Source organism: Maricaulis sp., assembly GCF_030149425.1.
Classification (GTDB): domain Bacteria; phylum Pseudomonadota; class Alphaproteobacteria; order Caulobacterales; family Maricaulaceae; genus Maricaulis.
In genome coordinates this window covers 1-18,034 of record NZ_JASBRQ010000060.1, presented here as the reverse complement: position 1 = coordinate 18,034, position 18,034 = coordinate 1, and the positions used below count along the sequence as shown (strand labels likewise).

Sequence of the window (18,034 nt, the reverse complement as noted above, 5' to 3'; positions counted from 1 at the left end):
GCGTCTGGTGTCCGAAATGACAGCCAGCTTCGAGCAGCTGGCGCATGCTGAATTCAGGGAGAGCCATCGATGTATCCTTTTCCGGTTGGCCTCCACGGGGCGGAGCCGTTCGACCATCGAACGGCACCGGAGCGGCAAAACAAAACGAGCTGCCGGAGCCCCGTGTGCGTGATGGCGCGGCTTATAGGCCTGAAGCCCCAGCAATGCAAGCGGTTCACGGTTGTGTTCGAGCGGCCAAGTGCAGTGTTTCAGGCTTAGCCTGGAAAACCGGCCCGACCCTTGTCTCCGCACACGGATCAGCCCTAGCGCGGAAGTGCCCCGCCTTGCCCGCGCGAGGACAGGTTCAGGCTGCGGTCTCGGCCTCGACCACGGCCACGCCCTTGACGGCCCGGAGGGCCGCTTGGACCGCCGCGTCAGCACAGTGCCGCCCGGCCAGATGCAGCTCCGCTTCACCGCCAGTACCGAGCGGGACGAAGAGTTGAACCGCAGCGTCCGGCGTTGCATCGGAACGGGCATTGGCGCGGTCGAGCCGTGCCTTGATGCCAGCCAAAGCCGAGGCGTCATCGAGACGGATACGCAGCCGATGGGCCGACATGCGCGTGTCGAGCGGCTTTAACCGATCCGCGAAGAAGGACAGCTGTTCCTCGCGTTCATCCACCCGGCAGTCGACAATGATGGCCGACCCCGCCTCGAGTTCATCGCGGGAGGTGCGCAGGAGTTCCGGCGCGACAAAGACCTCGAACTCGCCGGACGGATCCGACAAGGTCACCCAGGCGAAACGCTCTCCGGACTTGTTCGACACGCGTTCCTGACGGCGGCGGACCACGCCCGCCAGGCGCAAGGCGGTCGCGCCCTCCATCACCCGGCCGGGAGCCTGGGCGAAAAGAACCACACCGCGACCGGCCAATTGTTCGGTGAGATCGTCCAGCGGATGCCCGGACAGATAAAAGCCGATGGCAGCGAGCTCTTCATCGAGGCGTTGGGTGGCGCTGAACGGCTCTGGCTCAGGCAGGTTCGGACGTTGCAGTTCAACCGTCGCATCGCCACCGCCAAACAGGCTGGCCTGGGCGCTCTCACGTTGCTCGGCTGCGTGCTGGGCCATGGACAGGAGGATATCGGCCGAAGCCAGCACTTTAGCGCGATCCGGCTCCATACCGTCAAACGCCCCGGCGCGCGCCAGGTTTTCAAACGTGCGCCGATTGACCTGGCGCGGATCGACACGCTCGGCGAAATCATACAAATCCTTGAACGGTCCGTTCGCGGTGCGCTCGGCGACGATATGCTCCATCGCCGAGAAGCCCACATTACGAATGGCCCCGAGAGCAAAACGCACCGCGCCATTCTCGACCGAGAAATCGGCCTCGGCGGCATTGACGCAGGGCGGCAGGACATCAATGCCCATGCGCCGGATTTCCTGGTGGAAAGCGGCCAGCTTGTCGGTATTGGCCCGATCGAGCGACATCAGCGCCGCCATCAGCTCAACCGGATAGTTGGCCTTCAGATAGGCGGTGCGATAGGCGATGACGGCATAGGCGGCGGCGTGCGACTTGTTGAAACCATAGCCGGCAAACTCGGCCACCAGTTCGAAAATGTAGGAGGACTTGGCACGATCGACGCCATTTTGTTCGGCGCCATCGAGGAAGCGGACCTTCTGCTTGTCCATCTCCTCTTTTTTCTTCTTGCCCATCGCGCGGCGCAGCAGGTCGGCTTCGCCAAGGGAATAGCCAGACAGGATCTGGGCGATTTGCATCACCTGTTCCTGGTAGATGATGACGCCATAGGTCTCTGACAGCACGCCCTCGAGATCGGGATGCAGGCAATCCACCTCAGCGCGACCGAATTTTCGATCGACATAGACGTCGATATTCTTCATCGGGCCCGGTCGATAGAGCGAGATCAGGGCGATCAGATCCTCGATCGCGTCCGGCTTCATCTTCTTCAACGTATCGCGCATGCCCGAGCTCTCGAGCTGGAACACGCCGATGGCATTGCCGGAGGCCAGAAGTTCATAAGTGGGCCGGTCTTCCAGATCGATGGCTTCGATATCCGGTGCCTCGCGGCCGGTACTTTCGATATAGGACAGCGCCCGGGCGATCACGGTGAGGGTTTTCAGGCCGAGGAAGTCAAACTTCACCAGCCCGGCCGGCTCGACCCATTTCATGTTGAACTGGGTGGCGGGGATATCCGAGCGCGGATCGCGATATAGCGGAACCAGTTCCGACAGTTTGCGGTCGCCAATCACCACGCCGGCCGCGTGGGTGGAGGCGTTGCGGTAAAAGCCTTCCAGCTTCAACGCCGTGGTCAGCAGACTGTCGACCGCCTGGTCCTCAGCCCGCATCTCCCCGAGGCGCGGTTCAATATCGAGCGCCTGGGCCAGGGTGACCGGATTGGCCGGGTTGGCCGGGATCAGCTTGGCCAGCTTGTCGACGAGACCGAAGGGCAATTGCAGCACCCGGCCGACATCGCGGACCACAGCGCGCGCCTGCAGGGTACCGAAGGTGATGATCTGGGCGACCCGGTCATGGCCGTATTGATCCTGTACATAGCGGATCACCTCGCCGCGCCGCTCCTGGCAGAAGTCGACGTCGAAGTCGGGCATGGAGACGCGTTCAGGATTGAGGAAACGCTCGAACAGCAGGCCGAAGCGCAGCGGATCGAGATCGGTAATCGTCAGGGAATAGGCCACCAGCGAGCCGGCACCGGAACCACGGCCCGGCCCGACCGGGATATCATGCGCCTTGGCCCACTGGATGAAGTCCGAGACGATGAGGAAATAACCCGGGAAACCCATCTGCTTGATGATGTCGAGCTCGAAATCGAGACGATCGCGGTATTCTTGCTCGCTGACAGCCGTGGCCCCCGCCGCGATCCGCTCGGTCAGACCTTCATGCGCCCGGGCAACCAGTTCCTCAGCCTCATCGCGGCCGCCCTTGGTCGGGAAGCTCGGCAGGATCGGTGGATGGGTCCTAACCCGATAGGCACATCTCCGGGCGATCTCCAGCGTGTTCTCCAGCGCCTCCGGCAAATCCGCAAAACGCTCCCGCATTTCATCTGGCGTTGCCAGATGGTGCTGGTCGGTGACCTTGCGGCGGTCGGCGACGGAAACATAGGTGCTGTCAGAGATACACAGAAGCGCGTCATGCGCCTTGTGCATGCCCGGGTCGGGGAAAAACGCCTCATTGGTCGCCACCAGCGGCAGATCGCGGGCGTAGGCCTGATCGACCAGCCAAGCCTCCGCCTGCAATTCCTCGGCCCGGCCATGACGTTGAAGCTCGACATAGAACCTGTCGCCAAAGGTCGCACCGAACCGGCCGAGTAGGTCCGCGGCCTCAGGCTCGCGCCCCGCCACCAGAAGCTGATTGAGGATACCGTCCGGCCCTCCGCTCAGTGCGATCAGACCGGCATGGTGCGACAGCACGAGATCGAGCGGGACATGCGGCTCCTCGGTTCCATCGACATCAAGATAGGCGGCGCTGGAGAGCGCCATGAGGTTGTCATAGCCCTCCCGGTTCTGGGCATAGAGCGCCAAGGTCCCATCGGCCTCGGCCCGCTCACCGGGATGCGGCTGACCAAGTCGCACCGAAAGCGTACAGCCGACAATGGGCTGCACACCATTTCCGGCCATGACTTCGGAGAATTCCAGGGCGCCAAACAGATTATTGGTATCTGTCAGCGCGATGGCCGGCATGCCATAGGCTTGGCAGGCTTCGGCCATTTTCGGGATGCGGATCGCGCCTTCTAGCAACGAATAGGGCGAACGGACGCGCAAATGCACAAAAGGTGTCTTCGCCGTCATGAATTCAGTCTCCGCGCCCCGAATGATCCGCACGCGCCCAGATGGGCGCGAGTCGGATCAGATTAGCGCGCTCAGACCGCGGCGAGAACCGAGCCCCACACAGTCACCATCCAGGCAAAGCCCAAAACCGCAGTCGCAGCCGAAACATCTTTGATCATCTGACGCATAATGTCCTCCCGCATCAATGTTCTTGCTTTGTTCTTTTCACGGATGGAGAGAAGCGTCAAGTGTGATTCGTAACTTTGTTCCAGATTTGTTCTAGCCTCGAACCGTCAACCGGCCATGATCAAAGGTCACGACACGGTCCATTCCGTCCGCCAGCTGATGATTATGCGTTGCCACCAGAGCCGCAGCGCCGGCCTCACGCACACTCTTGCGAAAAGCATCAAAAACCGTGGCGGAGGTATCCGGGTCGAGATTGCCGGTGGGCTCATCGGCAAGCAATACGCGGGGCGTATTAGCCAGAGCACGGGCGATGGCAACACGCTGCTGCTCGCCTCCCGACAGCTGCGCGGGATTATGATGAAGGCGCTCGGACAGTCCCAGTTGGCTCAATAACCCCCTCGCCCGTTCCGCAGCCTGACCGGCAGATCGGCCGGCGATCTGCTGCGGCAGCGTGACATTCTCCAGAGCATCGAATTCAGGCAGAAGATGATGGAATTGGTAGACGAAGCCGATCGCATTGCGCCGCAGCGCAGTCCGTTCTGTGTCGGTCAACGCATTGGTCGCCAGGCCGTCTATCAGCACATCACCGCCATCGGGACGCTCCAGAAGCCCGGCGGCATGCAAGAGCGAGGATTTGCCTGAGCCGGATGGGCCAACCAAGCCGACAATCTCGCCCGGAGCGATCGAGAGATTGACCCCGCGCAAGACCTCCAGCGGCCCCGCCTCGGTGACATAGGTGCGCTCAACATTGGTGAGCTGCAATACCGGACTACTCATAGCGCAGTGCCTCCACCGGATCGAGCTGCGCGGCGCGCCAGGCCGGCGGCAGGGTCACAAGCAGGGAGACGACGAGGCCGAAGATCGAAACGAAAGCGACTTCGCCCAGATCGAGGTCGGCGGGGATGCGATACAGGTAATAGACATCCGGATCCCAAGGCACACGAACCAGGTCCTGGATCCAGCCAATATTGAGCACAAATAGCGTACCGAGCACGACACCGAGCAGCGTACCAATCATGCCGATGGACGCGCCTACGATAAGAAACACGCGCAGTATGCTGGCCCGCGTCATCCCCATGGTCCGGAGAATGGCGATATCGCGCCCCTTATTCTTCACCAGCATGACCAGGCCGGAGATGATGTTCATCGCTGCGATCGCGATAACGATGGCCATCACCAGACGCATAGCCGTTCGCTCAAATTGCAACGCGTTGAACAAGGCCGGGTCAGAACTGGTGTAGTCGCTGACGACGGTATTGGGGCCGGATATCGCCTGGACAGGGGCAACATATTCCCCCGCACGGCTCGGATCTTCCAGCCGCACCTGGACCATTTCGATCTCGCCTTCGCGGTTGAAGAAGATCTGGCCCTGCTCCAGCGGCATGAAGGCGACCGCGTTGTCGATGGTCGACACGCCCGCCGCGAGGATCGCGCCGACACGGTAGGCCTTGCGCCGCGGCGTGACGCCAAACGGCCCCGAAGCCCCCCGCGCGGTCAGGAAAGTCACATCATCCCCGACATTGACGCCGAGCCGCCGGGCAACACCCTGTCCGAGGACGATCACATCACCGCCATTGCGGCCCACGCCGAACTCGCTGAGATCACCATGGGTCAACCCGGTGCGGCTCATCGGGTCCTGGCCGTCCCGGATCGCCTGCAATTGCGCCAGGTCATCCGGGTGTGTCGCCAATATCTGGATAAAGGCATCGCGGCCGCCGGCCGTCGCCATCACCTGGCCGGTGACAACCGGATTGGCACTCTCCACGCCCTCAAGCGCTTCGAGCTGGTCAACCAGGGCTTCTGCGCCCTCACCCGGGATAAAGCGGGTATCGACATAGACATGAGGCTGAAACCCGAGCAGCTGGCGCATGAGCTCGTTGCGAAAACCGTTCATGATCGACATGACCGAGATCAATGCCATCACCGCCAAGGTGATACCGACCACGGAAATGATGGCGATCATGGCCACGCCGCCGTGCTTGCGCTTGGTGCGCAGATAGCGTCCGGCAATGGTGAATTCATGCGCGCTGAAAGCGCCGGCTCCGGCCTGCGTGTCAGCCATTCGAGAAGGCCCGCTCGGCCAGGCGTGCCACCGCATCTTCCGGAGACAATTCGTGCGTCTCGCCGGAGCGGCGCACCTTCACCTCGACCTTGTTCTCCTTCAGACCGCGCGGTCCGATCACCAGCTGGTAGGGCAAGCCGATCAGATCGGCGGTGGCAAACTTTCCGCCCGGACGTTCCTTGGTGTCGTCGTAAAGCGGGTCGAGCCCGGCTTCACTGAGCGCAGCATAGGCACTCTCGCAAGCCGCATCGGCCGCTTCGTCGCCAGCGCGCAGGTTGAGAATACCGGCCCCGAACGGCGCCACGCTTTCCGGCCAGATACAGCCCTTGTCGTCGTGATGCGCTTCGATGATGGCGGCGAGAAGACGCGACACGCCCACGCCATAAGAGCCCATATGCACCGGCCGGTCCTTCTGGTCGGGATGGGTGACATAGGCCTTCATCGGCTCGGAATACTTGGTGCCGAAATAGAAGATATGGCCAACCTCAATGCCGCGCGCCGACAGGCGTCGGTCTTCCGGCACTTGGGCAAAGGCGTCGGCGTCGTGCATTTCCTCGGTCGCGGCGTAGAGCGCGGTGCGCTGGTCGACCAGCGGCTGAAGATCGCCCTCCCAGTCCACATCCGGGCCCGGTGCACCCATTTCAACAAGATCAGCATGGCAGAAGACCTCGCTCTCACCGGTCTCGGCCAGGACGATGAACTCGTGTGAGAGATCCCCGCCGATCGGGCCGGTATCGGCGCGCATCGGGACGGCTTTCAGCCCCATGCGGGAAAAGGTGTTGAGATAGGCCACAAACATGCGGTTATAGGCATGGCGGGCCGCCGCCTCATCCAGGTCGAAGGAATAAGTGTCCTTCATGAGGAATTCGCGGCCGCGCATGACGCCGAAGCGCGGGCGGATCTCGTCGCGGAATTTCCACTGGATATGATAGAGCAGCTTGGGCAGATCTTTGTAAGACCGGCAATAGGTGCGGAAGAGATCGGTGATCATCTCTTCATTGGTCGGCCCGAACAGCATGTCGCGCTCATGGCGATCGGTAATGCGCAGCATCTCCTGGCCATAATCATCATAGCGCCCGCTTTCACGCCACAGATCTGCCGACTGAATGGTCGGCATGAGCATTTCTACCGCACCGGCACGGTTTTGCTCTTCGCGGACAATGTCGGAGATCTTCTGCAGCACTTTCCAGCCGAGTGGCAGCCAGGAATAAATCCCGGCCGATTGCTGGCGCACCATGCCGGCGCGCAGCATGAGCTGGTGGGAGACGATCTGGGCGTCCGAAGGGGTTTCCTTCAGGACCGGCAGGAAAAAGCGGGAAAGGCGCATGCGAGAATGGTCCGCGTTGGAGTGATCATTCTCCAATAGACCGCGTTCGCCTGTGATTACAAGGCGCAGAGCGCCGCGATCTCAGACCTAATCCCAGAAACCGGTTTGCGGCATCATCGCGGCAAAGGCGCCGGTCTCAACCAGCAGAAAGAAGACCAGCCAGATCACCGAGGTGGCCACCGTGGTCCACCAGGCCTTGCGCGCCAGATCCGGCACCATGGGAGCCCCAGGCTCGGTCCCCTCGATCACTTGACCGCTTTCTTCCTGGCTGCGCACCCCGATCGGCAGGATCATGAAGACGATCAGCGACCAGGTAATCAGGAACACGACCACCCCGTTGACGACACCGACCCCGGCATCGCGGATAAAGAAGCGCGACAGCCAGAGAATACCGGTCAAGGCGACGGGGAGATAAGGCAGATAGCGCATCATCGCGACGGTTCCTGCATTAATTCAATCAATTGGCCGTTAGAATTCTTGGGATGGATGAAGATCACGGGAACTCCATGAGCCCCGATATAGGGTTCTCCCGTGCCCAGAACAGTGGCGCCGCGCTCAATCATGGCATCACGCGCAGCGACGATGTCGGCGACCTCGAAACACAGATGGTGCTGACCGCCCTTCGGATTGCGCTCTAGGAATTTGTGTACCGGGCTGTCATCGCCCAGCGGCGACAAGAGCTCGATCTCGGAATTATCCAAATGCACGAAGGCGACCTTGACGCCGAGTTGCGGGAAATCCTTGGTCTCGGTGGCTTCGGTAGCGCCATAGAGCTCGGCATAAGTCTGCTTGGCCGCTTCGATATCCGGCACGGCCACGCCGACATGGTTCAAACGTCCGATTTTCATCATGAGCTCCCTATACCGGCAGGACGATCACATCGACATGCGGCTTTTTACCCCAAATCGCATTGGCTTCGCGGCGAACGGCAAGGCGGACTTCCTCCTCGACCACGTCCGGGTCTTTTTTAGCGCGACGGCCCAGGCGATCGAATTTCTCTTCCGCTGCCGTTTCCAGCGCGTCGTGGAAGGCCTCGATCGGAAAATCATCATCTTCGGGCAAGCCGGCCGCGGTGACATTGGGGCCGGAGATCAGATTGCCACGGTCGTCGACCGCGAGGGCGACGGTGATATAGCCGGCCCAGGACAGGCGGCGGCGTTCTTTCACCGCCTCCCCGTCGGACGGGATCATGAACTTGCCGTCGACATACATGCGCCCGGACGGGACCTCGTCGATGATACCGGCCGTGCCGTCGGAATGGATTTCCACCATGTCTCCATTGCGCACGGAGACCGCGTGCGGCACCTGCAGTGAGCGCGCGAAATTGGCGTGTTCGAGCAGGTGACGGCGTTCGCCATGCACCGGGATCGCCACTTTCGGCTTGGCCCAGCCATACATTTGCGCCAGCTCGTCGCGGCAGGGGTGGCCGGAAACATGGATCGGACGATCCTTCTCGGTGATGATATTGACGCCTTTTTCGGCGAGCCGGTTCTGCAGCTCGAAAATCCCGATCTCATTGCCCGGAATGACGCGACTGGAGAAGATCACGGTATCGCCATTGCCCAGCGAGACATGGCGATAATTGCCTTCAGCGATGCGCGAGAGGGCCGCGCGCGGCTCGCCCTGGCTGCCGGTGCACAGATAGAGGATCTTCTCCGGCGGGAAATACCCCGCCTCCTCTTCGTCTACAAAGTCCTGGATGCCTTTGAGCAAGCCAACCGATTTCGCCGCCGCCGTCATGCGGTGCATGGAGCGCCCGACCAGGCAGACCCGGCGGCCATTGGCCTCGGCGGCCTCAATAGCCGATTGCAGACGCGCGACATTGGAGGCGAAGGCCGCGATGGCGACCTTGCCGGTCAGCTCTCCGACCAATTCGATCAGGGCATCACGGCAGCCCGCTTCCGAACCGCTATCGCCGGGCGAGAAGACATTGGTGCTGTCACAGACCATGGCGAGGACGCCCTCCTCGCCCATCGCCTCCAGCGCGGACACATCCGTGGTCTCGCCGATGAGTGGATCCGGATCGATCTTCCAGTCGCCAGTGTGCAGAACCAGGCCCGCCGGCGTGCGGATCGCGAGGCCATTCGGCTCGGGAATGGAGTGGGTCAGCGTCACCAGCTGGATATCGAACGGGCCGAGATCGAACCGGCTGTCGAGATTGATCTCACGCAGATCGACCTCATCAAGGAGGCCAAACTCGGCCAGACGGTCGCGCACCAGCCAGGCGGTAAAAGGCGTGGCATAGATCGGACATTTCAGACGCGGCCACAGCTTGGCCACGGCGCCCATATGATCCTCATGCGCATGCGTCAGCACCATACCGAGCAGATTGTCGGCATTGTCCTCGATAAAGGTCGGGTCCGGCATGATCAGGTCGATGCCCGGCGTCGACAGGTCGCCGAAGGTCACGCCGCAATCGACGATGATCCATTTGCGATCCTCTTCCGGCCCATAGCCGTAGAGGTTCAAATTCATACCGATTTCATCGGACCCGCCCAGGGGCAGAAAAATCATGCTGTCGCTCATGCCTGGCCTCCATTGAGCTTCCAGACCTGCAACAGGCCGCGAATGGTGAGATCGGGATCATAGTGATCAATGGTCTGCGACGCGCCGTCGAACAGCGACACGACACCGCCGGTTGCGATCACTGTCATCGGCTGGCCGTGCTCTTCCTTGATGCGCGCGACCAGACCGTCGATCAGGTCGATATAGCCCCAGAACACACCGGACTGCATGGCCGAGACGGTATCATTGCCGATGACTTTTTGCGGCCGGGCAATGGCGACACGGGGCAGTTTTGCAGCCGCCGCATGCAGGGCCTGCATGGACAGGTTGATGCCCGGCGCGATGATGCCGCCCTCGAACGCCCCGTCAGCGCTGATGACGTCAAACGTCGTTGCGGTGCCGCTATCGATAATGATCAGCGGTCCGTCATAAACACCGCGGGCGCCAAGCGCGTTGACCAGACGGTCTGCACCGGCTTCGGACGCTCGAGCCAGTCGGACTTCCATATCCAGATTGACGCCGTTTTCGCCGACAATGATCGGCTCGGCATCGAAATAGCGGCGAGACAGGTTGCGCAAATTGAACAGGGCCTGGGGCACCACGGTGGAGATCACACAGGCGTCGATATCCTTGAAGGCGAACCCGTGCAGATCCATCAACTGGGACAGCCAGACCGCATGCTCGTCGGCGGTCCGGGTTGAGTCCGTACCGGAGCGCCATTGCGCCTGCCAGTCCTCGCCATCATGAATGGCGAAGAGTGTATTGGTATTGCCGCAATCGATCGCGAGCAGCATGGCACACCTTTCTCACCCGGCCTGACGCGCCGGATCCGTCAAAAAAACACTTCGCCCGCGGAGATATACCGGCGTTCGCCGCTGGCCAAGTCCAGCCGCAGCGATCCGTCCGGCGCCAGGTCAGCAAACACACCGCGCAACGTCTCTTCGCCCAGCTGGGCGCGGCAGTTCGCTCCGAGGCCATGCGCACGCATGAGCCAGTGATCCCGGATCGGACCGAAACCATCCACGGTCCAGCGTTTGAGCCAGCCGCCGAAACTGGCCGCCAGCGTATCAAGTGCGGCCTCCCGCGTCGCCCGGCCGCCGGCTTCATTGATCGAGCAGACCGGCCGGTCATCGATTTTCGGTGCCTGGGTAATATTGATCCCGATGCCAACGGCGAGCCACAGACCACCACCCGGAGCACTCCCCGATTCCAGCAGGATGCCGGCCAGCTTGCGGCCATCGACGAGCACGTCATTAGGCCATTTCAGCTTGGTACGGGCCGGATCGATACCCGCCGTATCGCAAACCTCGGCCACCGCCAGCGCGGCAGCGAAGGACAGCTTGGCAACCTCACCCGGGTCAGCACTGAAGGTGAACAGCCCGGTGGTGAAGAGATTGCCCTCGACCCCACTCCAGCTGCGCCCGCGCCGACCGCGGCCGGCGGTTTGGCGTTTTGCGGCGATCCAAAGCGGACCGCGCTCGCCGGCTTCAGCCAGCGAGCGCGCATCAGTGTTTGTAGACGCGGTTTCCTCGCGCCATTCGGTGCGGAAGTCCGGGCCGACGAGCAAGAGTTACAGGGTCGCCAGGCCGACGCTGTAAGCGCGGAAGACGAGCCATCCGAGGACCGGCAGCAAGAGCACGGTGGCCAGGCCAGCCACGCGGGTCACCCAGTAAACGCTCATCGAAGACGGGACGAATTCGATGTCGGAGCTGTCGAACCAGATCACCTTCACCACGCGCAGATAGTAGGCCGCGGAGACGACCGAGAAGAGCACGGCGAGAACCGACAGGATGATCAGATCCGCCTGCACGGCCGCGTAGATGACGAAGAACTTGCCGAAAAAGCCGACCATGAAGGGCAGACCACCAATGGAGAACATCAGCGCCGTAATCGACCAGCCGAGCCCCGGGCTGCGCTGGGCGAGACCGGCCAGGTCAGAAATATTCTCGACCATGCCTTCACGCGTGCGCATCGACAGCACCGCGCCGAAGGCACCGACGACGCCAATCATGTAGAGCGCCATGAAGACAAGAAGCGCCCAAAGACCGGTCTGGCTGGCCGCCGCGATCGCCACCAGGGCATAGCCCATATTGCCGATCGAGGAATAAGCCAGCAGGCGTTTGATGTTTTCCTGGGTCAGGGCGCCGAAGGCACCCACGCCCATGGACAGAACCGCGATGATCCAGATCACGTCGCGCCAGTCATCAACGACAGCGCCGAACGGCTCCATCAGGACCCGCGCCATCAGCACGATGGCGGCGAATTTAGGCGCCGTGGCAAAGAAGGCCGTGACTGGGGTCGGAGCGCCTTCATAGACGTCCGGCGTCCACATGTGGAAGGGCGCAGCGGAGACTTTGAAGGCCAGGCCACAGATCACAAAGACCAGACCGAAGGTCAGACCGACATTGGTGCCACCATCAACGGCCGCCGCGATCTGTTCGAACCCGGTGGCGCCGGTGAAACCATAGACCAGGGAGGATCCGTAGAGCAGCAGGCCAGAAGACAGCGCGCCGAGCACGAAATACTTCAGACCGGCTTCCGAGGCCCGCAGGCTGTCGCGGTTGAAAGCGGCCAGCACGTAAAGCGCCAGGGCGGACAGCTCGATACCCATATACATGGAGATCAGGTCATTGGCCGACACCATGACCGTCATACCCGTCGCCGCCAGCAGAGCGAGGATCGGGAATTCGATCTTCATCAGCTTTTCGGCTTCCAGGTACGGCATGGCCAGGATCAGCGCCATGGCAGCGGTGAGGCAGACCGCAATCTTCGCGAACTTGGCGAGATCATCGAAGATGAAGGCGCCGGAAAAGGCGGTTCCGCCCTCTCCCGTCCAGAACAGCGAAGCAAAACCGGCCACGACCAGCAGCAGCACCGAGGCGATGTAAACAAGTTTCGAGGCCCGATCGGAGGTGAAAAACACCCCGAACATCAACAGAGCCATGGCCCCACCCGCCAGAATAATCTCCGGCGTGAGAAGACCGATTTCCTGATACAGCGTATCCGCGTTCATCAGAGGGCTCCTACTGCGCTGCCGCGGCGATCGCCGCGTTATAGTTCGCGATCAGATTCTCGACCGACGCGGCCGTGACATCCGTAATCAGGGTGGAGAAGACGCCCAGCACGATGGTCGAGACGGCGAGGACGGCGAGCATGCCGAACTCCTTGGCGTCGACATCGGTGATCGTCTCCAGCTTGGGGTTGGTGATCTCGCCGAACACCACATTGCGGTAGACGGTGAGCATGTACATGGCCGACAGGATAACGCCGACAGCCGCACCGGTAGCGACCCACCAGCCCGCCTGGAAAGCACCGACCATGGTCATGATCTCGCCGACAAAGCCGGACGTGCCCGGCAGGCCGACATTTGCCATCGCAAACAAGGCAAAGATCGCCGCATAAACCGGCATGCGGTGAACCAGACCGCCATAGAAGGCAATCTCGCGGGTATGCATGCGGTCGTAGATGACACCGACCAGGAGGAAGAGCGCCCCGGAGATCACGCCGTGCGAGATCATCTGGTAGAGCGCGCCCTGCACCCCGACATCATTCATCGTGAACAGGCCCATGGTCACGAAGCCCATGTGGGCGACGGAGGAATAAGCGATCAGCTTTTTGATGTCGGTCTGACGGAAAGCCACCAGTGAGGTGTAGATGATGGCGATGATCGACAGCACGAACACCATTGGTGCGAAATAGTCGCTGGCATTCGGGAACATCGGCAGCGAGAAGCGCATGAAGCCGTAGCCGCCCATCTTCAAAAGCACGCCGGCCAGGATGACCGAACCGGCCGTCGGAGCCTGCACGTGGGCGTCAGGAAGCCAGGTGTGCACCGGCCACATCGGCATCTTCACCGCGAAGGAGGCGAAGAAGGCCAGCCACAGCCAGGTCTGGGCCTCGCGGGCAAACTCGGTCTGCAGGAGCACCGTAATGTCGGTCGTGCCGGCTTCCAGGAACATGAAGATCATGGCGACCAGCATCAGCACCGAGCCAAGCAGGGTGTAGAGGAAGAATTTGAACGCCGCGTAGACGCGGTTCTGGCCACCCCAGACGCCGATGATGATGAACATCGGGATCAGGCCACCTTCAAAGAAGATGTAGAACAGAACCAGGTCCAGGGCCGTGAAGACCCCGATCATCAGCGTTTCCAGCAGCAGGAAGGCGATCATGTAATCGGCGACCCGGGTCTTGATCGAACCGGAGGCGAGAATACAGATCGGCATCAGGAAAGCGGTGAGCAGGACCAGAAGGACGGAGATACCGTCCACGCCCATGCGATAGCCCAGGCCGATCTGTTCCAGCCAGGTCACTTCATGGACCATCTGGAAACCGGCCACGGACGGGTCGAACTCGACCATCATCCAGATCGCCAGGCCCAGCGCTACGACCGTGGTCAGCAGGGCCACGCCGCGGGAATTCTCGCCGATCTTGGCCTGGTCTTCAGGCCGCGCCGTGAAGCGCATGATCGCGATGACCAGCGCGCCGACCGTCGGCAGGAAGGTCAGGATCGACAGGAAGGACGGGATTTCAGCGATCATTCTATTGTCCCCCGGTGCTGCCGGCCATGATCCACAGGGTCAGACCCAGGACGCCGATCAGCATGACGAATGCGTAGTGATAGAGGAAACCGGACTGCGCCTTGGCGACACGGCGAGCCGTGGCCATTGCCGTTGCGGCAAACCCGTTCGGACCAAGACCATCAATGATGCGGACATCACCGATCTTCCAGAACAGGTCACCGAGACCTTTGGCCCCCCGGACAAAGACGAAATTATAGAGCTCGTCGAAATACCACTTGTTGTACAGGAACTTGTAGAGCGGCCCCTCGCGCGCGGCGATCCGTGCCGGCAGCCCCTGTTTGACGATGTAGAACCACCAGGCCACGACCAGGCCGATCATGGTAGCGCCAAACGGCATCCACAGCACCCAGACTGGCGGATGATGGCCCTCATGGCCGTCACCATAGCCCTCGCCGCCATGCGCCTCATCGCCATAGCCGGTATCGGCTGCATGCGTGTCGGCAGCATGATCGTCGGTGGCATAGCCGTCTGCGGCATGCCCGTCTTCAGCCGCATGGGCTTCACCCAGGGACGCGCGGTATTCAGCGCCATAGGTGTGACCGTAATTGCCCTCGGCATACGGGCCCGGCGGCAGGCTCTCCTGCCAGAAGGCAAAGCTGTCCTTGGCCAGGAAGCTGTCCTTGTAAGCTGCGCCGGCGCCGATGGAGCCGACAGCCAGGATAAACAGCGGCACCAGCATCACCCACGGGCTTTCGTGAGCGCTGTTGAGCACTTTGACATCACCGCGATACTTGCCGTGGAAGGTCATGAAAATGACGCGCCAGGAGTAGTAGCTGGTGAGCAGAGCCACGAGGACACCGAACCAGAAGGCGACCATGCCGAGCTGCACGCCGGCCTGACCGGCCATGAAGGCTTCCTCGATGATCATGTCCTTGGAGAAGAAACCGGCGAAGCCCCAGCCCAGCATCGGGATACCGATGCCGGTCAGTGCGATCGTGCCGATGATCATCAGGATCCAGGTGAACGGCAGCGCCTTGTAGATGCCGCCCATTTTGCGCATGTCCTGCTCGTCATGCAGGCCGTGGATCACGGAACCGGCACCGAGGAACAAGAGCGCCTTGAAGAAGGCGTGCGTGAACAGGTGGAACATGGCTGCGGAATACAGGCCAAGGCCCGCCGCGAAGAACATATAGCCCAGCTGAGAACAGGTCGAATAGGCGATCACGCGCTTGATATCGTTCTGCACCAAGCCAACCGTCGCGGCGAAGAAACAGGTGATAATACCGATCGCCGTGATGATCGTGGACGTGGCCGGAGCCAGCTCGTAGATCGGGAAGGCGCGGCAGACCAGGAAGACACCGGCGGTGACCATGGTTGCAGCGTGGATCAGGGCAGAGACCGGCGTCGGACCTTCCATCGCGTCCGGCAGCCAGACATGCAGGAAGAATTGCGCCGATTTGCCCATCGCACCGATGAACAAGAGGAAGGCAATCAGCTCGAGGGCCGGAAGCTCCATGCCGGCAAAGGCCAGCACCGCATCCGTTGTCCCGACCTGCGAGAAGACGTCGTCGAACTTGACCGAGCCGAAGACCAGGAAGATCGCCATAATGCCCAAGGCAAAACCGAAATCGCCAACCCGGTTGGTGACGAAGGCCTTGATGGCGGCGTCATTGGCGGACTTCTTCTTGTACCAGAAGCCGATCAGCAGATAGGAAGCCAGGCCCACACCTTCCCAGCCGAAGAAGACCTGCAGGAAGTTGTCCGCGGTCACCAGCGACAGCATGGCGAAGGTAAAGAGCGAGAGATAGGCGAAGAAGCGCGCGCGGTGCGGGTCGTGGGACATATAGCCCCAGGAATACAGGTGCACGAGCGCGGAGACCGTGTTGATCACGATCAGCATGACGGCGGAGAGCGAGTCCAGCTTGATCGCCCAGGAGACGTCGAAATTGCCGACCGACATCCAGGTCGCCAGCTCGATGGTCTGGGTATTGCCGCCAATTGTGACGTCAAAGAAGACCAGCCAGGACAGGATCGCCGACAGACCGACCGCAAACGTGGTGATGATCTGGGCGGCGCGGTGACCGAAATAATTGCCGAAAACACCGGCGATGAAGGCCGCGATAAGCGGGCCGAAGACGATAATGATCGGTGCCATGATCCTTAGCCCTTCATCATGTTGACGCCCTCAACCGAGATATCACCCCGGTTGCGGAAGTAGACGACGAGGATGGCGAGGCCGACAGCAGCCTCTGCCGCGGCAACGGTGAGGACGAACATCGCGAAGACCTGGCCGGCGAGATCACCGAGGAAGCTCGAGAAAGCCACCAGGTTGATATTGACCGACAACAAGATGAGCTCGACCGACATCAGAAGGATGATGACGTTCTTGCGGTTCACGAAAATGCCGAAGACACCGATGGTGAACAGTATCGCGGCAACGGCCAGGTAGTGGCCCAGACCGATCTCCATCATTCCCCAATCCCCTGTCCCGGTTTGATGTCGACGAGTTCGACCGCTTCGTCGCGCTTGCGGCCGACCTGGGCGGTGACGCTCTGGCGCTTGACGTGCGGCTTGTGGCGCAGCGTGAGGACGATGGCGCCGATCATGGCAACCAGCAGAACCAGGCCTGCCATCTGGAAGAAGAAGACGTAATCGTCATACAGCACCTGGCCGAGCGCCTCGACATTGCCCATCCCTTCCGGGATCGCAGCGGCGCGCAGGGCCATGGCCTGCTCCGAGGCCTGCCAGGTGAAACCGATCATGGCCAGCTCGGCAGCCAGGATCAGGCCGACCAGACCGCCCAGCGGGGCATACTCCAGGAAGCCCTGCTTCAGCTCGGCGAAATCGACGTCGAGCATCATGACGACGAAGAGGAAGAGCACCGCGACCGCGCCGACATAGACGACGATCAGCAGCATGGCGAGGAACTCCGCGCCCAGAAGAACGAACAGTCCTGCAGCCGAGAAAAAGGCCAGGATCAGGAACAGCACGGACCTTACCGGGTTGCGCGCGATCACGACCATCAAGGCCGAAAGGATCGCGACTCCGGAAAAGGCCCCAAAGGCCAGGGTTTCGAGCATAGCGCCCTCTTCCATTTTCAAGTTTTGAACGACGCCGCGGATTAGCGGTACGGCGCGTCCAGTTCCAGGTTCTTGGCGATTTCACGCTCCCAACGGTCACCGTTTTCGAGCAGTTTCGCCTTATCGTAAAAGAGTTCTTCGCGGGTCTCGGCCGCAAACTCGAAGTTCGGGCCTTCCACGATTGCATCGACCGGGCATGCCTCCTGGCAATAACCGCAATAGATGCACTTGGTCATATCGATGTCGTAGCGCGTGGTGCGGCGCGAGCCGTCTTCACGCGGTTCCGCTTCGATGGTGATCGCCTGCGCCGGGCAAATCGCTTCGCACAGCTTGCAGGCAATGCAGCGTTCTTCGCCATTGGCGTAGCGACGCAGGGCGTGCTGACCGCGGAAACGCGGCGACAGCGGGCCCTTCTCGAAGGGATAGTTCACCGTGGCCTTCTTCTTGAAGAAGTAGCGCATGCCCAGTCCGAAAGCGGACCAGAAGTCCAGGAGGAGCGCGCCGCGAATGGCTTGTTGGATACGGCTCATGAGCTTTACCCTTACGTTCCGTAGACGATGTAGGCGCCAACCAGGGCGA

Annotated in this window: 16 protein-coding genes; all 16 read right to left on the bottom strand. The window is 61.4% G+C overall.

Translation table 11 applies throughout. The features are described 5' to 3' along the window. A partial coding sequence (locus Q1V57_RS15920) for a hypothetical protein (RefSeq protein WP_366145133.1) occupies positions 1–67 on the bottom strand: 67 nt, incomplete at its 3' end. 276 nt (positions 68–343) lie between these two features. Further along, on the bottom strand, positions 344–3,796 hold the full coding sequence (gene dnaE, locus Q1V57_RS10535; RefSeq protein WP_300530352.1) for a DNA polymerase III subunit alpha: 3,453 nt from the start codon (positions 3,794–3,796) through the stop codon (positions 344–346). 258 nt (positions 3,797–4,054) lie between these two features. Then, positions 4,055–4,738, bottom strand: a complete 684-nt coding sequence (locus Q1V57_RS10530) for an ABC transporter ATP-binding protein (RefSeq protein ID WP_300530350.1) — start codon at positions 4,736–4,738, stop codon at positions 4,055–4,057. Continuing rightward, positions 4,731–6,023, bottom strand: coding sequence for a lipoprotein-releasing ABC transporter permease subunit (locus tag Q1V57_RS10525; protein WP_300530349.1), 1,293 nt, complete (start codon positions 6,021–6,023; stop codon positions 4,731–4,733). The genes Q1V57_RS10530 and Q1V57_RS10525 overlap by 8 nt, the downstream gene beginning before the upstream one ends. Next, positions 6,016–7,350, bottom strand: a complete 1,335-nt coding sequence (gene proS / locus Q1V57_RS10520; RefSeq protein ID WP_300530348.1) for a proline--tRNA ligase — start codon at positions 7,348–7,350, stop codon at positions 6,016–6,018. Before proS ends, Q1V57_RS10525 begins: the two co-directional genes overlap by 8 nt. An 87-nt stretch (positions 7,351–7,437) precedes the next feature. Further along, on the bottom strand, positions 7,438–7,782 hold the full coding sequence (locus tag Q1V57_RS10515; RefSeq protein ID WP_300530346.1) for a DUF1467 family protein: 345 nt from the start codon (positions 7,780–7,782) through the stop codon (positions 7,438–7,440). Further along, complete coding sequence (mce, locus tag Q1V57_RS10510) at positions 7,779–8,198, bottom strand: methylmalonyl-CoA epimerase (RefSeq protein ID WP_300530344.1); 420 nt, start codon at positions 8,196–8,198, stop codon at positions 7,779–7,781. Before mce ends, Q1V57_RS10515 begins: the two co-directional genes overlap by 4 nt. 10 nt (positions 8,199–8,208) lie before the next feature. Further along, the gene (locus Q1V57_RS10505; RefSeq protein ID WP_300530342.1) at positions 8,209–9,876 is read right to left on the bottom strand and encodes a ribonuclease J; all 1,668 of its coding nucleotides are present in this window, start codon (positions 9,874–9,876) and stop codon (positions 8,209–8,211) included. Further along, entirely contained in the window at positions 9,873–10,649 is a 777-nt protein-coding gene (locus Q1V57_RS10500) for a type III pantothenate kinase (RefSeq protein WP_300530340.1), read from the bottom strand. Before Q1V57_RS10500 ends, Q1V57_RS10505 begins: the two co-directional genes overlap by 4 nt. Positions 10,650–10,687: 38 nt before the next feature. After that, a complete protein-coding gene (locus tag Q1V57_RS10495; protein WP_300530338.1) occupies positions 10,688–11,422 on the bottom strand; it encodes a biotin--[acetyl-CoA-carboxylase] ligase in 735 nt (244 codons plus the stop codon). Between the two features lie 3 nt (positions 11,423–11,425). Then, positions 11,426–12,868, bottom strand: a complete 1,443-nt coding sequence (gene nuoN, locus Q1V57_RS10490; protein WP_300530336.1) for an NADH-quinone oxidoreductase subunit NuoN — start codon at positions 12,866–12,868, stop codon at positions 11,426–11,428. Between the two features lie 10 nt (positions 12,869–12,878). Beyond that, positions 12,879–14,393, bottom strand: a complete 1,515-nt coding sequence (locus Q1V57_RS10485) for an NADH-quinone oxidoreductase subunit M (RefSeq protein WP_300530334.1) — start codon at positions 14,391–14,393, stop codon at positions 12,879–12,881. Between the two features lies 1 nt (position 14,394). After that, entirely contained in the window at positions 14,395–16,530 is a 2,136-nt protein-coding gene (gene nuoL, locus Q1V57_RS10480; protein ID WP_300530333.1) for an NADH-quinone oxidoreductase subunit L, read from the bottom strand. Positions 16,531–16,535: 5 nt separating this feature from the next. Beyond that, positions 16,536–16,844, bottom strand: coding sequence for an NADH-quinone oxidoreductase subunit NuoK (gene nuoK / locus Q1V57_RS10475; protein WP_300530354.1), 309 nt, complete (start codon positions 16,842–16,844; stop codon positions 16,536–16,538). After that, entirely contained in the window at positions 16,844–17,455 is a 612-nt protein-coding gene (locus Q1V57_RS10470) for an NADH-quinone oxidoreductase subunit J (RefSeq protein WP_300530331.1), read from the bottom strand. The genes nuoK and Q1V57_RS10470 overlap by 1 nt, the downstream gene beginning before the upstream one ends. A gap of 41 nt (positions 17,456–17,496) precedes the next feature. Continuing rightward, the gene (gene nuoI, locus Q1V57_RS10465; protein ID WP_300530329.1) at positions 17,497–17,985 is read right to left on the bottom strand and encodes an NADH-quinone oxidoreductase subunit NuoI; all 489 of its coding nucleotides are present in this window, start codon (positions 17,983–17,985) and stop codon (positions 17,497–17,499) included. Positions 17,986–18,034 lie beyond the last annotated feature (49 nt).

Bases quoted from the DNA above. Each gene is read 5' to 3' on its own strand.
- nuoL (WP_300530333.1), bottom strand. From the start codon at position 16,530: ATGGCACCGATCATTATCGTCTTCGGCCCGCTTATCGCGGCCTTCATC.
- Q1V57_RS10515 (WP_300530346.1), bottom strand. From the start codon at position 7,782: ATGATGCGCTATCTGCCTTATCTCCCCGTCGCCTTGACCGGTATTCTC.
- dnaE (WP_300530352.1), bottom strand. From the start codon at position 3,796: ATGACGGCGAAGACACCTTTTGTGCATTTGCGCGTCCGTTCGCCCTAT.
- Q1V57_RS10470 (WP_300530331.1), bottom strand. From the start codon at position 17,455: ATGCTCGAAACCCTGGCCTTTGGGGCCTTTTCCGGAGTCGCGATCCTT.
- Q1V57_RS10525 (WP_300530349.1), bottom strand. From the start codon at position 6,023: ATGGCTGACACGCAGGCCGGAGCCGGCGCTTTCAGCGCGCATGAATTC.
- nuoK (WP_300530354.1), bottom strand. From the start codon at position 16,844: ATGGAGATCGGTCTGGGCCACTACCTGGCCGTTGCCGCGATACTGTTC.
- Q1V57_RS10505 (WP_300530342.1), bottom strand. From the start codon at position 9,876: ATGAGCGACAGCATGATTTTTCTGCCCCTGGGCGGGTCCGATGAAATC.
- proS (WP_300530348.1), bottom strand. From the start codon at position 7,350: ATGCGCCTTTCCCGCTTTTTCCTGCCGGTCCTGAAGGAAACCCCTTCG.
- nuoI (WP_300530329.1), bottom strand. From the start codon at position 17,985: ATGAGCCGTATCCAACAAGCCATTCGCGGCGCGCTCCTCCTGGACTTC.
- Q1V57_RS10485 (WP_300530334.1), bottom strand. From the start codon at position 14,393: ATGATCGCTGAAATCCCGTCCTTCCTGTCGATCCTGACCTTCCTGCCG.
- nuoN (WP_300530336.1), bottom strand. From the start codon at position 12,868: ATGAACGCGGATACGCTGTATCAGGAAATCGGTCTTCTCACGCCGGAG.
- Q1V57_RS10500 (WP_300530340.1), bottom strand. From the start codon at position 10,649: ATGCTGCTCGCGATCGATTGCGGCAATACCAATACACTCTTCGCCATT.
- Q1V57_RS10530 (WP_300530350.1), bottom strand. From the start codon at position 4,738: ATGAGTAGTCCGGTATTGCAGCTCACCAATGTTGAGCGCACCTATGTC.
- mce (WP_300530344.1), bottom strand. From the start codon at position 8,198: ATGAAAATCGGACGTTTGAACCATGTCGGCGTGGCCGTGCCGGATATC.